A 15184-nucleotide genomic window follows, 5' to 3' on the forward strand; every position below is an offset into this window, starting at 1 on the left:
CGGCGGTTACACGCGTTCGATCGCGAGCGCGATGCCCTGACCGACGCCGATACACATCGTACAGAGCGCGAAGCGGCCGCCGGTACGCTCGAGTTGATGGAGCGCCGTGGTGACGAGCCGCGCGCCCGATGCGCCGAGCGGGTGGCCAAGCGCGATCGCACCGCCGTTCGGGTTCACGCGCGGATCGTCGTCGGCGACGCCGAGCATGCGCAGCACCGCGAGACCTTGCGACGCGAACGCCTCGTTCAGTTCGATCACGTCGAACTGGTCGATCGTCATGCCGAGCTGGCGCAACAGTTTCTGCGTGGCCGGCGCGGGGCCGATGCCCATCACGCGTGGCTCGACGCCGGCGGTCGCCATGCCGATGACGCACGCGCGGCGGCGCAGGCCATGCTGGTCGGCTGCTTGCGCATTGGCGAGCAGCAGCGCGCAGGCGCCGTCGTTGACGCCCGACGCGTTGCCGGCCGTCACGGAGCCGTCCGGGCGCACGACACCCTTCAGCTTCGCGAGCGCCTCGAGCGACGTCTCGCGCGGATGCTCGTCGCGCGACACGACGATGGCGTCGCCTTTCTTCTGCGCAATCGTGACCGCGACGATTTCTTCAGCGAGCGTGCCGTCTTGCTGCGCCCGAGCGGCCTTTTGCTGGCTGCGCAGCGCGAACAGGTCCTGATCCGCGCGACTGATGTGGTAGTCGACCGCGACATTCTCGGCGGTTTCCGGCATCGAATCGACGCCGTGCAGTTGTTTCATCAACGGATTGACGAAGCGCCAGCCGATCGTCGTATCGAAGATGTCGGCCTGGCGCGCGAACGCGCTCGCCGCCTTGCCCATCACGAACGGCGCGCGCGTCATGCTCTCGACGCCGCCTGCGATCATCAGGCGCGCTTCACCTGCCTTGATCGCGCGCGCGGCCGTGCCGACCGCGTCCATCCCGGAGCCGCACAGCCGGTTCAGCGTCGTGCCCGGCACGGCGGTGGGCAGGCCCGCCAGCAGCGCCGACATGCGCGCGACGTTGCGGTTGTCCTCGCCGGCCTGGTTCGCGCAGCCGTAGATCACGTCGTCGATCGCCGCCCAGTCGACGTCGCGATTGCGCTCGATCAGCGCCTTGAGCGGCACCGCGCCGAGGTCGTCGGCGCGGACATCTTTCAAGGCGCCGCCGTAGCGGCCGATGGGAGTGCGAATCGCGTCGCAGATGTAGGCGTCTGTCATGAGCGTATCGGTGAGTGACGAACCCGCCGGGTGGCGGATTCGTTCATGGTAGAGAACATGGCGGCGTTTGCACGTCGGCCAATCGGGTTATGCCGTCTGGCCAGCTTCCGCAGGTGCCGCCTTCGGGGCAACATGGACGCGACTTTGGACCACGCGGAAGCGGTTGGCGACGAATGCCGGATCGGCCAGCGCGGCGTTGGCCGCCGGGTTCGCGCCTGTGCCGTGGAAGTCGGAGAACGCGGCCGACTGATTGACGAATACGCCGCTCGTCAGGTTGATCGACAGCGCGACCCCGCCACGCACCGCCGCGTCATGCGCGGTGTCGATGATTGCGTCGTCGGTGCTGTAGACGGAGAGGGTGAGCGCGCCATGCTCGGCGGCGATTTCACCGGCCAGATCGAGCGACTGCGCGGTCGAGTCGGTTGCGATCACGAACGAAATCGGGCCGAACCACTCCTGCGTGAATTTCTCGCGATCGGCCACGTCGAGTTGCAGTACGAGCGGCGTGCGCACGCGCGCGTCGGGGAAGGTGGGATGCTGGAGCGTCATGCTGTCCGCGAGCACGCGGCCGAGCTTGCGCGCGTCGTCGATGCGCGCGGTCACGCCGTCGTTCTGGATCGCGCCGATCAATTCGACCGAGCGTGCCGGGTCGCCGGTGAGCTTTTGCACGGCAACCGCGATCGCTTGCGCGACTTCGTCGAAGCTCGCATGGCCGTCGGCCGTCCGGATACCGTCGCGCGGCACGTAGATGTTCTGCGGCGCCGTGCACATCTGGCCCGAGTACAGCGCCAGCGAGAACGCGATGTTCTTGGCGGCGGCCTTCAGGTCGTCGGTCGAGTCGATCACGATCTGGTTGACGCCGGCTTTCTCGGTGTACACCTGCGCCTGGTGGGCATGGTGTTCGAGCCACGTGCCGTTTTGCGTGCTGCCGGTGAAGTCGATCAGCTTGATCTCGGGGCGCAGCGCGAGATCCTGGACGAGGGCGCCGTCGTTGGGTTCGGTCGCGAGGAGGGTGACCACGTTCGGATCGAACCCGGCTTCGCGCAGCACGTCGCGGGCGATCCGCACCGTGATCGCGAGCGGCAGGATCGCGCCCGGGTGCGGCTTGACGATCACGGTATTCCCGGTTGCCAGATCGGCGAACAGGCCCGGGTAGCCGTTCCAGGTGGGGAACGTGCAGCAGCCGAGCACGACGCCCGTGCCGCGCGGCACGATCGTATAGCGCTTGTGCATCGCGAGCGGCGGATTCTTGCCTTGCGGTTTTTCCCAGTGCGCATCGGCCGGGATGCGGCGCAGTTCGTCCCACGCATAGGCGACCGCCTCGAGGGCGCGGTCCTGTGCGTGCGGGCCGCCGGCCTGGAACGCCATCATGAACGCTTGCCCGGTGGTGTGCATCACGCTGTAGGCGATTTCGAAGCTTGCACGGTTCAGGCGGGCAAGGATTTCGAGGCTGACGCCGATCCACGCGCTCGGGCCGGCTTCGCGCCACGTACGTTGCGCGGCGCCAGCGGCAGCGATCAGAGCGTCCGGCGTAGATTTCGGATACCGGATGCCCAGCGCGATGCCGTACGGTGAGCGCTCGGCGCCGACCGTGTCATCGGACGCCGGCTGGTCGAGCACGAAGGTCTTGTCGAGGTGCGACTTGAACGCGGCCTCGCCGTCCGCGCTTGCGCTTTCCCCGTACACTTTGGGGCTCGGCATTTCGGCGAACGGGCTCCAGTACCCGCGGCTCTCGATGGCGGCGAGTGCGTGTTTCAGCGTGTCTTCGTGCTTCGTGAACAGGGCATGGGTCATGGCGACAGCCTGATGAACGTTGAGAGGGATCGGATCGATTAATTAACCGACCGGTTGGTCGGAGAATGGTAGCATCAAACTATTCGCATGTGCGAGGCGTTTCTCATTTCATTGATCGAGGAGAAATAGATGGCTTACGAGAACATCCTGGTGGAGACCCGGGGGCGTGTCGGTCTGGTGACGCTGAACCGTCCGAAGGCGCTGAATGCGCTGAACGATGCGTTGATGGATGAACTGGGCGCTGCGCTGAAGGCGTTCGACGCGGACGACGATATCGGCGCCATCGTCGTGACTGGCAGCGAGAAGGCGTTCGCGGCCGGCGCGGACATCGGCATGATGGCGGCCTATTCCTATATGGATGCTTATCGGGGCGACTACATCACGCGCAACTGGGAGACGGTCCGCGAGATCCGCAAACCGATCATTGCTGCGGTGTCGGGCTTTGCGCTGGGCGGTGGTTGCGAACTCGCGATGATGTGCGACATCATCTTCGCGGCGGATACGGCCAAGTTCGGCCAGCCGGAAATCAAGCTGGGCGTCATGCCGGGTGCGGGCGGCACGCAGCGTCTGCCGCGCGCGGTATCGAAGGCGAAGGCCATGGACATGTGCCTGACCGCGCGCTTCATGGACGCCGCCGAGGCCGAGCGTGCCGGACTCGTATCGCGCGTGCTGCCAGCCGACAAGCTGCTCGACGAGGCGATTGCCGCGGCGACGACGATCGCCGAGTTTTCGCTGCCGGCGGTCATGATGGTCAAGGAGTCGGTGAACCGCGCGTACGAGACGACGCTGGCTGAAGGCGTCCACTTCGAGCGACGGTTGTTCCATTCGTTGTTCGCAACCGAAGACCAGAAGGAAGGGATGGCGGCGTTCGTCGAGAAGCGGAAGCCTGTGTTCAAACACCGCTGATCGGCCGGCGCCACGATAGGTATCCGGTGGCTGACCTATATCCGTCGTCGGCGCGATTGCCTCGCCCGGGTGCTTCAAAGCCTCCGTGCGCGCCAGCGCCCGGAGGCTTTTTCAAACTTTCTTCATAAAGGGCTTGCGCGGATGGGGGCGGATGCATAGAATCACGCCTCTTTCGCGCTAACGGAAACGCGGCGCGGGAGGAAGGAAAGCGGTGCTGTTGGGGTTCGGTCGTAGCGAGCCTTGGCGGTACAGGAAGTTGAGCCCCGCAGTCGCAACGAAGTCGTTCAGAAAGTTGTTGACGAGCTGCGAAACACGGTTCATAATCTCGCTTCTCTGCTGCTGAAAACGCAGCGCTGCCGGGAAACACGAAGTTCCTCGCAGAATGCTCTTTAAAAATTAACAGCCGATAAGTGTGGGCGCTTGATGGAAGCGAGCTGATCCTCGGATCAGATAGCGAAAGTATCAAGAGTCTCACACTAAAGTAAGTCAGGTTTATGAAGTGATTCATATTCCTGTCAGCTTTGAGTGAGCGACCGGTTCTACGGAACCGAAAACAGTAACAGGTTTGAACTGAAGAGTTTGATCCTGGCTCAGATTGAACGCTGGCGGCATGCCTTACACATGCAAGTCGAACGGCAGCACGGGTGCTTGCACCTGGTGGCGAGTGGCGAACGGGTGAGTAATACATCGGAACATGTCCTGTAGTGGGGGATAGCCCGGCGAAAGCCGGATTAATACCGCATACGATCTACGGATGAAAGCGGGGGACCTTCGGGCCTCGCGCTATAGGGTTGGCCGATGGCTGATTAGCTAGTTGGTGGGGTAAAGGCCTACCAAGGCGACGATCAGTAGCTGGTCTGAGAGGACGACCAGCCACACTGGGACTGAGACACGGCCCAGACTCCTACGGGAGGCAGCAGTGGGGAATTTTGGACAATGGGCGAAAGCCTGATCCAGCAATGCCGCGTGTGTGAAGAAGGCCTTCGGGTTGTAAAGCACTTTTGTCCGGAAAGAAATCCTTGGCTCTAATACAGTCGGGGGATGACGGTACCGGAAGAATAAGCACCGGCTAACTACGTGCCAGCAGCCGCGGTAATACGTAGGGTGCGAGCGTTAATCGGAATTACTGGGCGTAAAGCGTGCGCAGGCGGTTTGCTAAGACCGATGTGAAATCCCCGGGCTCAACCTGGGAACTGCATTGGTGACTGGCAGGCTAGAGTATGGCAGAGGGGGGTAGAATTCCACGTGTAGCAGTGAAATGCGTAGAGATGTGGAGGAATACCGATGGCGAAGGCAGCCCCCTGGGCCAATACTGACGCTCATGCACGAAAGCGTGGGGAGCAAACAGGATTAGATACCCTGGTAGTCCACGCCCTAAACGATGTCAACTAGTTGTTGGGGATTCATTTCCTTAGTAACGTAGCTAACGCGTGAAGTTGACCGCCTGGGGAGTACGGTCGCAAGATTAAAACTCAAAGGAATTGACGGGGACCCGCACAAGCGGTGGATGATGTGGATTAATTCGATGCAACGCGAAAAACCTTACCTACCCTTGACATGGTCGGAATCCTGCTGAGAGGCGGGAGTGCTCGAAAGAGAACCGGCGCACAGGTGCTGCATGGCTGTCGTCAGCTCGTGTCGTGAGATGTTGGGTTAAGTCCCGCAACGAGCGCAACCCTTGTCCTTAGTTGCTACGCAAGAGCACTCTAAGGAGACTGCCGGTGACAAACCGGAGGAAGGTGGGGATGACGTCAAGTCCTCATGGCCCTTATGGGTAGGGCTTCACACGTCATACAATGGTCGGAACAGAGGGTTGCCAACCCGCGAGGGGGAGCTAATCCCAGAAAACCGATCGTAGTCCGGATTGCACTCTGCAACTCGAGTGCATGAAGCTGGAATCGCTAGTAATCGCGGATCAGCATGCCGCGGTGAATACGTTCCCGGGTCTTGTACACACCGCCCGTCACACCATGGGAGTGGGTTTTACCAGAAGTGGCTAGTCTAACCGCAAGGAGGACGGTCACCACGGTAGGATTCATGACTGGGGTGAAGTCGTAACAAGGTAGCCGTATCGGAAGGTGCGGCTGGATCACCTCCTTTCCAGAGCTTCTCGCAAAGTTGAGCGCTCACGCTTATCGGCTGTAAATCAAAGACAGACTCAGGGGTCTGTAGCTCAGTCGGTTAGAGCACCGTCTTGATAAGGCGGGGGTCGTTGGTTCGAATCCAACCAGACCCACCATTGTCTGACGTGTCGGTGATCGTTAGCGCTTTAGCGCTTACGAGCAGCCCATGCCGATAGGCTGTAGTACCTGAGGTCATCTGTACTCAATGGGGGCATAGCTCAGCTGGGAGAGCACCTGCTTTGCAAGCAGGGGGTCGTCGGTTCGATCCCGTCTGCCTCCACCAATCTTCAATGACAAGCGTTCGAACAAAGCGTCGTTCGAGTCTTTGTCATTGGCGATTGAGCCAGTCAGAGGATATCAACAGATATCGGCTGTCGTTCTTTAACAATCTGGAAGAAGTAAGTAATTTGGATAGCGGAAGCGTCTCGAGATGGACGTGGAAGTTATCCGGGTTGTGATTGTATCGATGTATCTCAAGATGATTCGAACTTCATTGTTCGGCTCGATTTTGGAATACGGCACAACGCGAGAACTCAACCTGTAGCGACTGTCGCGTCGAAAGATGAGACAGACTCGTTATAGGGTCAAGCGAACAAGTGCATGTGGTGGATGCCTTGGCGATCACAGGCGATGAAGGACGCGGTAGCCTGCGAAAAGCTACGGGGAGCTGGCAAACGAGCTTTGATCCGTAGATGTCCGAATGGGGAAACCCGGCCCTTTTGGGTCATCCTGGACTGAATACATAGGTCCAGTGAAGCGAACGCGGTGAACTGAAACATCTAAGTAACCGCAGGAAAAGAAATCAACCGAGATTCCCAAAGTAGTGGCGAGCGAAATGGGATGAGCCTTGCACTCTTTATTTGTATTGTTAGCCGAACGCTCTGGAAAGTGCGGCCATAGCAGGTGATAGCCCTGTAGGCGAAAACAGTATGAAAGAACTAGGTGTGCGACAAGTAGGGCGGGACACGTGAAATCCTGTCTGAAGATGGGGGGACCATCCTCCAAGGCTAAATACTCGTGATCGACCGATAGTGAACCAGTACCGTGAGGGAAAGGCGAAAAGAACCCCGGGAGGGGAGTGAAATAGATCCTGAAACCGCATGCATACAAACAGTCGGAGCCTCGCAAGGGGTGACGGCGTACCTTTTGTATAATGGGTCAGCGACTTACGTTCAGTAGCAAGCTTAACCGTATAGGGCAGGCGTAGCGAAAGCGAGTCCGAATAGGGCGTTCAGTTGCTGGGCGTAGACCCGAAACCAGGTGATCTATCCATGGCCAGGATGAAGGTGCGGTAACACGTACTGGAGGTCCGAACCCACTAACGTTGAAAAGTTAGGGGATGAGCTGTGGATAGGGGTGAAAGGCTAAACAAACCTGGAAATAGCTGGTTCTCTCCGAAAACTATTTAGGTAGTGCCTCGTGTCTCACCTTCGGGGGTAGAGCACTGTCATGGTTGGGGGGTCTATTGCAGATTACCCCGCCATAGCAAACTCCGAATACCGAAGAGTGCAATCACGGGAGACAGACATCGGGTGCTAACGTCCGGTGTCAAGAGGGAAACAACCCAGACCGCCAGCTAAGGTCCCCAAATATAGCTAAGTGGGAAACGAAGTGGGAAGGCTAAAACAGTCAGGAGGTTGGCTTAGAAGCAGCCACCCTTTAAAGAAAGCGTAATAGCTCACTGATCGAGTCGTCCTGCGCGGAAGATGTAACGGGGCTAAGCTATATACCGAAGCTGCGGATGCGAGCTTGCTCGCATGGTAGGAGAGCGTTCCGTAAGCCTGCGAAGGTGCCTTGTAAAGGGTGCTGGAGGTATCGGAAGTGCGAATGCTGACATGAGTAGCGATAAAGGGGGTGAAAGGCCCCCTCGCCGTAAGCCCAAGGTTTCCTACGCAACGTTCATCGGCGTAGGGTGAGTCGGCCCCTAAGGCGAGGCAGAAATGCGTAGCTGATGGGAAGCAGGTCAATATTCCTGCACCATTGTTAGATGCGATGGGGGGACGGATCGCGGAAGGTTGTCCGGGTGTTGGAAGTCCCGGTCGCTGCATTGGAGAAGGCGCTTAGGCAAATCCGGGCGCGCAATTCAAGGGTGTGGCGCGAGCTCCTTAGGGAGCGAAGCAATTGGAAGTGGTTCCAAGAAAAGCCTCTAAGCTTCAGTCTAACGATGACCGTACCGCAAACCGACACAGGTGGGCGAGATGAGTATTCTAAGGCGCTTGAGAGAACTCGGGAGAAGGAACTCGGCAAATTGGTACCGTAACTTCGGGATAAGGTACGCCCTTGTAGCTTGACTGGCCTGCGCCAGGAGGGTGAAGGGGTTGCAATAAACTGGTGGCTGCGACTGTTTAATAAAAACACAGCACTCTGCAAACACGAAAGTGGACGTATAGGGTGTGACGCCTGCCCGGTGCCGGAAGATTAAATGATGGGGTGCAAGCTCTTGATTGAAGTCCCGGTAAACGGCGGCCGTAACTATAACGGTCCTAAGGTAGCGAAATTCCTTGTCGGGTAAGTTCCGACCTGCACGAATGGCGTAACGATGGCCACACTGTCTCCTCCCGAGACTCAGCGAAGTTGAAGTGTTTGTGATGATGCAATCTACCCGCGGCTAGACGGAAAGACCCCATGAACCTTTACTGTAGCTTTGCATTGGACTTTGAACCGATCTGTGTAGGATAGGTGGGAGGCTATGAAACCGGAACGCTAGTTTCGGTGGAGCCGTCCTTGAAATACCACCCTGGTTTGTTTGAGGTTCTAACCTTGGCCCGTGATCCGGGTCGGGGACAGTGCATGGTAGGCAGTTTGACTGGGGCGGTCTCCTCCCAAAGCGTAACGGAGGAGTACGAAGGTACGCTAGGTACGGTCGGAAATCGTGCTGATAGTGCAATGGCATAAGCGTGCTTAACTGCGAGACCGACAAGTCGAGCAGGTGCGAAAGCAGGTCATAGTGATCCGGTGGTTCTGTATGGAAGGGCCATCGCTCAACGGATAAAAGGTACTCTGGGGATAACAGGCTGATACCGCCCAAGAGTTCATATCGACGGCGGTGTTTGGCACCTCGATGTCGGCTCATCTCATCCTGGGGCTGTAGCCGGTCCCAAGGGTATGGCTGTTCGCCATTTAAAGAGGTACGTGAGCTGGGTTTAAAACGTCGTGAGACAGTTTGGTCCCTATCTGCCGTGGGCGTTGGATATTTGAAGGGGGCTGCTCCTAGTACGAGAGGACCGGAGTGGACGAACCTCTGGTGTACCGGTTGTCACGCCAGTGGCATCGCCGGGTAGCTATGTTCGGAAGAGATAACCGCTGAAAGCATCTAAGCGGGAAACTCGCCTTAAGATGAGATATCCCTGGGGACTAGATCCCCTTGAAGGGTCGTTCGAGACCAGGACGTTGATAGGTCAGGTGTGTAAGCGCAGTAATGCGTTCAGCTAACTGATACTAATTGCCCGTAAGGCTTGATCCTATAACAAGTCTGTCTCGATGCCCGTTAGCGCTTTAGCGCTTACGGACATCGAGCGTCGAGTGTGAGGCACTCGACGTACGACGGTTGAACTACCGCGTACGTGTGAGATACAGCTCACAACCCAACTCAATTACTGCTTCTTCCAGGATTGGTTGTGCTGCGAAGCCAGCACAACAACCCCCTTTGCCTGATGACCATAGCGAGTCGGTCCCACCCCTTCCCATCCCGAACAGGACCGTGAAACGACTCTACGCCGATGATAGTGCGGATTCCCGTGTGAAAGTAGGTAATCGTCAGGCTCCCTCAAGCCAAAAACCCCCGTCCGAAAGGCGGGGGTTTTTGCATTTCGGCATTCCAAAAAGCATGTGGCGAGGCGTGACCGAGGCTACGTACGCCGGGCTCCTCTGCCGCAAATTGACCCTAGCCCGCAAAACTGTCCCATTTGGAAGTGGGGAATTCCGGCATGACGTTGTTATCGAGACCAGGAGGTCATGCCGTGAAGAAGAGCAAGTTCACCGAAGAGCAGATCGCATATGCGTTGAAGCAGGCCGAGCTGGGCACACCAGTCGCGGAGGTCTGCCGCAAGATGGGGATAAGCGACGCGACGTTTTACAACTGGCGGACGAAGTACGGCGGGCTGGCGCCTTCGGGGCTGCGCTGGCTGAAGCAGCTTGAGGAAGAAAACGCGAAGCTCAAACGCCTCGTGGCCGAACTGTCGCTGGACAAGGCCATGCTGCAGGATGTGCTGTCAAAAAAGCTCTGAAGCCTTCTCGGCGCCGTGATCTGGTCACGGACTTGATGCAGCGTTTCGGCGCAAGCCAGCGGCAGACCTGCGCGTTGTTGCAGCTGTCCCGCACGGTCTACCGTTACGAGTCGGTCGCGCGGGATCAAAGCGCGCTGGAGATGCGCATCAAGGAGATCACGGAAGTGCGGGTGCATTACGGCGCGCCCCGCGTGTACGTGATGCTTCGCCGGGAAGGCTGGCGAGATAATCATAAACGCGTCGAACGCGTGTATCGCGAATTGGGGCTTTCGTTGCGCCACAAACGACCTCGACGGAACAAGTCGGCCCGGCGCCGACAGCCAAAGCAGTTAGTAAGCGCAATCAACGAAATCTGGAGTATGGATTTCGTCGCTGACGCGCTGTTCGACGGCCGTCGCTTACGTACGCTCACGATCGTGGACAACTACACGCAGGAATGTCTGGCCATAGAGGTCGACGGCTCGTTGCGTGGCGAGCACGTTGTCGCCGCACTGGCCCGGCTTGCGCAGCATCGTCCGCTTCCCCGCTATATCAAGGCAGACAATGGCAGCGAATTTATTTCGAAGGCGCTCGACAAATGGGCGTACGAGAATGGCGTGGAGATTGACTTCTCGCGTCCTGGCAAGCCGACCGACAATGCGAAGAATGAATCCTTCAACGGACGCTTCCGGGAGGAATGCCTCAACGCACATTGGTTCTTGTCGCTCGAGGACGCCAGACGCAAAATCGAGGTCTGGCGCGAGTACTATAACGAGGCGCGTCCTCATTCTGCGCTGCAGTGGATGACACCGGCGGAATTTGCCCGCCAGTGCACCGATCGGGCCGATTCGGGCCGCCCCGAAGAGCCGGAATTTTCCAATTAAGACTGGGACGGAAATTGGGTCAGCCTCACTTCAGAGGGGGAAGGTCAAACGTCCCCACGTAAAATTTGCGAATCCCCATCTCTGCATTCAAAAACGATGAACGCCGCCACCCAGATAGCCCGGGCCGTTTGCCCGCATGATTGTCCGGACACGTGCGCAATGCGGGTGACCGTCGAGAACGGCAAGGCAATCAAGGTCACCGGCGATCCCGATCATCCGCCGACGCAGGGTGTGTTGTGTACGAAAGTCAGCCGATACGCGGATCGCGTTCATCATCCCGATCGCCTCACCGTCCCGCTCAAGCGCGTCGGCGCGAAGGGGGAAGGGCGCTTCGTGCCGATTAGCTGGAGCGAGGCATTCGACGAGATCGGGCGTCGCCTCGGTGAAATCGCCGAGCGCGCGCCGGAAGCAATCATGCCGTACAGCTATGCGGGGACGATGGGGTTCGTGCAAGGCGAGGGCATTGCCCAGCGCTTCTTCCACAAGCTCGGCGCGTCGCGGCTGGAGCGCACGATCTGCTCGGCGGCCGGCGCGGCGGGGCTGCGATACACATACGGCGGTAGTGTCGGCATGCACGTCGAGCACTTCGAGGAAAGCGAGCTGATCCTGATATGGGGCGCGAATCCGATTGCATCGAGCCTGCACTTCTGGACCCGCGCGCAGGAAGCGAAGCGTCGTGGCGCGCATCTTGTCGCGATCGACCCGTACCGTTCGCTCACCGCGGAGAAATGTCATCAGCACATTGCACTGAAGCCCGGTACCGATGGCGCGTTTGCGCTCGGCATGATGTACGTGCTGATTACCGAAAACCTGCTCGATCACGATTACATCGCCGACCACACACTCGGCTTTGACGCACTCAAGGCGCGCGCCTTGTCCTACCCGCCGGAACGCGTTGCGCAGATCTGCGGCATCGACGCATCGGAGCTGGTCGACCTTGCGCGTCGCTACGGCGCCACCCGCAAGGCATCGATTCGCCTCAACTACGGCATGCAGCGCGTTCGCGGCGGCGGCAATGCCGTGCGCGCAATCGCAAGCCTGCCGGCATTGACGGGGGCGTGGCGCGATCGGGCGGGTGGCCTGCTGCTCTCGTCGTCGGAATCGGCGCCCGTCAATCAGGCGACGCTGGTGCGTCCGGACCTGATGCCGGGTTGGCCGCACAAGCTGCCGCGCATCATCAACATGAACGCGCTCGGCGATGCGCTGCTACACCCGGGCGACGCGACGTTCGGGCCGAAAGTCGAAGCGGTGATCGTGTACAACTCGAATCCGGTGGCGGTTGCGCCGGACTCGTCGAAGGTTGCCGCGGGCTTCGCACGTGACGATTTGTTCACGGTCGTTCTCGAACACTTCAAGACGGATACGGTCGATTTCGCCGACATTGTCTTGCCGGCGACGACGCAGCTCGAACATCTGGATGTCCATAAGTCGTACGGCCATACCTACGTGATGGCCAACCTGCCGGCGATTCCGCCGGTGGGAGACGCGCGGCCGAACACGGAGATCTTTCGCGGAATCGCGCGCAGCATGGGACTCGACGAGCCCGCGCTCTATCACAGCGACGAAGAGGTCGCGCGTGCGGCGCTTCGCTGGGACGATCCGGCGCTCGACAGCGACTGGGACACGCTGAAGCGCGCCGGCTGGCTGAAACTCAAGCTGCCGGAAGCGCCATTCGCGAACGGCGGTTTCCGCACACCCTCCGGCAAGTGCGAGTTCTACAGCCCGCGGCTCGAGCAGATGGGCATGGACCCCGTCCCTGACTATCTGCCGCCGTTCGAATCGGCCGAAGCCGCGCCCGGGCTTGCCGCACGCTATCCACTGGCGATGATTTCGCCGCCGGCCCGCCACTTCCTGAACAGCACGTTCGTGAACGTCGACAGCCTGCGTTCGACGGAAGGCGAGCCGCACCTGGACATGCATCCGTCCGACGCCCGCGCGCGCGGCATCGCAGAGGGAGACGTCGTCCGTATCTTCAACGACCGCGGATCGATGCAGGCGCTCGCGCGAGTAACCGATCGCGCGCGTGCCGGGCTCGTCGTCGGTCTGTCGATCTGGTGGAAGAAGCTGTCGCCGGACGGCAGGAACGCGAACGAGGTGACGAGCCAGGCGCTGACAGACCTGGGCAATTCGGCGACGTTTTACGATTGTCTTGTGGAAGTTGAGCGGATTTGATCGAATATCGCCGTATGATCAGACGAAATTGATATGCAAGTTCGAAGTGGACATCTAACCCTGTTGTCTCGGGGCGGGGGAGCCGTTACGATGCGTTTTAGCACGACCATTCGAAAATCTGTGAGGAGACGCGCGGTATGGATCAAATTTGGCTGAAATCGTACCCACCCGGCGTTCCAGCCGAAATTGACGCCTCTCCTTATCCGTCCGTTCCAGACCTGCTCGACGAGAGCTTCCGGCAGTACCGAGACCGTACCGCGTTCGTCTGCATGGGCAAGGGCATCACGTACGGCGAACTCGACAAGCTGTCGCGCGAGTTCGGCGCGTGGCTGCAATCCCGCGGCCTGGCTCGCGGGGCGCGCGTCGCGATCATGATGCCGAACGTGCTGCAATACCCGGTCACGATTGCCGCGGTCCTGCGTGCCGGCTACACGGTCGTCAACGTCAACCCGCTCTATACGCCGCGTGAGCTCGAGCATCAGCTGAAGGACAGCGGTGCGGAGGCGATCGTCATCCTGGAGAATTTCGCGTCGACGCTGCAGGCCGTCATCGCCAATACGGCCGTCAAGCACGTGGTCGTCGCGTCGATGGGCGACCTGCTGGGCATCAAGGGCTGGCTCGTCAATTACGTCGTGCGCAACGTGAAGAAGATGGTGCCTGCGTGGCAACTGCCGTCGTTCACGCGCTTCAAGGCCGCGCTGTCGGAGGGCGGGCGACAGGGCTTCAAATCGCAGAAAATCGGCCCCGACGACGTCGCGTTCCTGCAGTACACGGGCGGGACGACCGGCGTGGCGAAGGGCGCGACGCTGCTGCACCGGAACATCGTGTCGAACGTGCTGCAGGCCGGCGCGTGGCATCAGCCGGCTCACGACAAGTACCCGGACGTGAAACAGTTCGTGACGGTTGTCGCGCTGCCGCTGTATCACGTGTTCGCGCTGACCGTGTGCGGTTTCCTGACGATGCGCACGGGCGGGATGGGTATCCTGATCCCGAACCCGCGCGATATCGGCGGCATGATCAAGGAGTTGAAGGGCTACCAGATCTCGACGATTCCGGCCGTCAACACGCTGTACAACGCGCTGCTGAACCATCCGGAATTCGGTCAGCTCGACCTGTCGAAGCTCGTGATCGCCAACGGCGGCGGCATGGCGATCCAGGAAGGCGTCGCGAAGCGCTGGTATGAAAAGACCGGTACGGCGATCATCGAAGGATACGGGCTGTCCGAAACGTCGCCGGTGGCGACCTGCAACCCTGTGACGGCGACCGAATACAGCGGCACGATCGGCTTGCCGCTGCCGTCGACCGAAGTCGCGATCCGAGACGATGCCGGCAACGACGTCGCGCTCGGCGAGCCGGGCGAGATCTGCATCCGTGGCCCGCAGGTGATGGCCGGCTACTGGAACCGGCCCGACGAGACCGCGAAGGTCATGTTCGCGGACGGCTTCTTCAAGACGGGCGACGTCGGCGTGATGGATGCGCGCGGCTACGTGAAGATCGTCGATCGCAAGAAGGACATGATTCTCGTGTCCGGCTTCAACGTCTATCCGAACGAAGTCGAGGACGTGGTGGCGTCGCATCCGGGCGTGTTCGAGGTGGCGGCAGTTGGCGTGCCGGACGAGCATTCCGGCGAAGCCGTGAAGCTGTTCGTCGTCAAAAAGGATCCGGCGCTGACCGACAAGGACATCCTTGCCTACTGCAAGGAGCGGCTCACCGGGTACAAGCGGCCGAAGCTGGTCGAGTTCCGCACGGAGCTGCCGAAGACGAACGTCGGCAAGATCCTGCGGCGCGAACTGCGCGACGGACGTGCGTAACGCACGCAACGATGCGGTTGAACGAAACGCCCGGCCTGTGCCGGGCTTTTTGTTTGCGGCTGCGGGTGATTGACCAGGAG

The 15184-nt window shown here is 60.0% G+C and carries 6 protein-coding genes, 2 tRNA genes and 3 rRNA genes; 9 read left to right on the top strand and 2 right to left on the bottom strand.

The window, feature by feature from the left end:
- Positions 1–6 precede the first annotated feature (6 nt).
- Positions 7–1209 (bottom strand): 3-oxoadipyl-CoA thiolase, encoded by a 1203-nt coding sequence (gene pcaF, locus GJG85_RS02730; RefSeq protein ID WP_089488135.1) that lies wholly within the window; start codon positions 1207–1209, stop codon positions 7–9.
- An 87-nt stretch (positions 1210–1296) separates the two neighbouring features.
- Positions 1297–3003 (bottom strand): phenylacetic acid degradation protein PaaN, encoded by a 1707-nt coding sequence (gene paaN / locus GJG85_RS02735; RefSeq protein WP_089488136.1) that lies wholly within the window; start codon positions 3001–3003, stop codon positions 1297–1299.
- A gap of 129 nt (positions 3004–3132) precedes the next feature.
- Between paaN and GJG85_RS02740 the strand changes: the two genes are divergently transcribed.
- The 9 genes from GJG85_RS02740 (at position 3133) to GJG85_RS02780 (ending at position 15104) form a co-directional block, all read left to right on the top strand.
- A complete protein-coding gene (locus tag GJG85_RS02740) occupies positions 3133–3909 on the top strand; it encodes an enoyl-CoA hydratase (protein ID WP_050013041.1) in 777 nt (258 codons plus the stop codon).
- 567 nt (positions 3910–4476) lie between these two features.
- A 16S ribosomal RNA gene (locus tag GJG85_RS02745) occupies positions 4477–6009 on the top strand.
- A gap of 62 nt (positions 6010–6071) precedes the next feature.
- Positions 6072–6148: transfer RNA gene (locus GJG85_RS02750), tRNA-Ile, on the top strand.
- Between the two features lie 91 nt (positions 6149–6239).
- Positions 6240–6315: transfer RNA gene (locus GJG85_RS02755), tRNA-Ala, on the top strand.
- A gap of 299 nt (positions 6316–6614) precedes the next feature.
- Positions 6615–9495 (top strand): 23S ribosomal RNA (locus GJG85_RS02760).
- Positions 9496–9681: 186 nt separating this feature from the next.
- A 5S ribosomal RNA gene (gene rrf / locus GJG85_RS02765) occupies positions 9682–9794 on the top strand.
- The 16S, 23S and 5S rRNA genes sit together here with 2 tRNA genes alongside, the layout of an rRNA operon.
- A gap of 197 nt (positions 9795–9991) precedes the next feature.
- A protein-coding gene (locus GJG85_RS02770) for an IS3 family transposase (RefSeq protein WP_089488143.1) occupies positions 9992–11121 on the top strand; the annotation gives its coding sequence in 2 pieces (ribosomal slippage) (positions 9992–10244 and positions 10244–11121; 1131 coding nt in all).
- A gap of 96 nt (positions 11122–11217) precedes the next feature.
- Positions 11218–13293 carry a molybdopterin oxidoreductase family protein gene (locus GJG85_RS02775; RefSeq protein ID WP_050013914.1) on the top strand — a complete coding sequence of 692 codons (2076 nt, stop codon included), beginning with the start codon at positions 11218–11220 and terminating at the stop codon, positions 13291–13293.
- A gap of 137 nt (positions 13294–13430) precedes the next feature.
- Positions 13431–15104 carry a long-chain fatty acid--CoA ligase gene (locus tag GJG85_RS02780; protein ID WP_050013913.1) on the top strand — a complete coding sequence of 558 codons (1674 nt, stop codon included), beginning with the start codon at positions 13431–13433 and terminating at the stop codon, positions 15102–15104.
- Positions 15105–15184 lie beyond the last annotated feature (80 nt).

It is taken from the genome of Burkholderia sp. MS389 (genome assembly GCF_016899425.1).
GTDB classification, from domain to species: Bacteria; Pseudomonadota; Gammaproteobacteria; order Burkholderiales; family Burkholderiaceae; genus Burkholderia; species Burkholderia sola.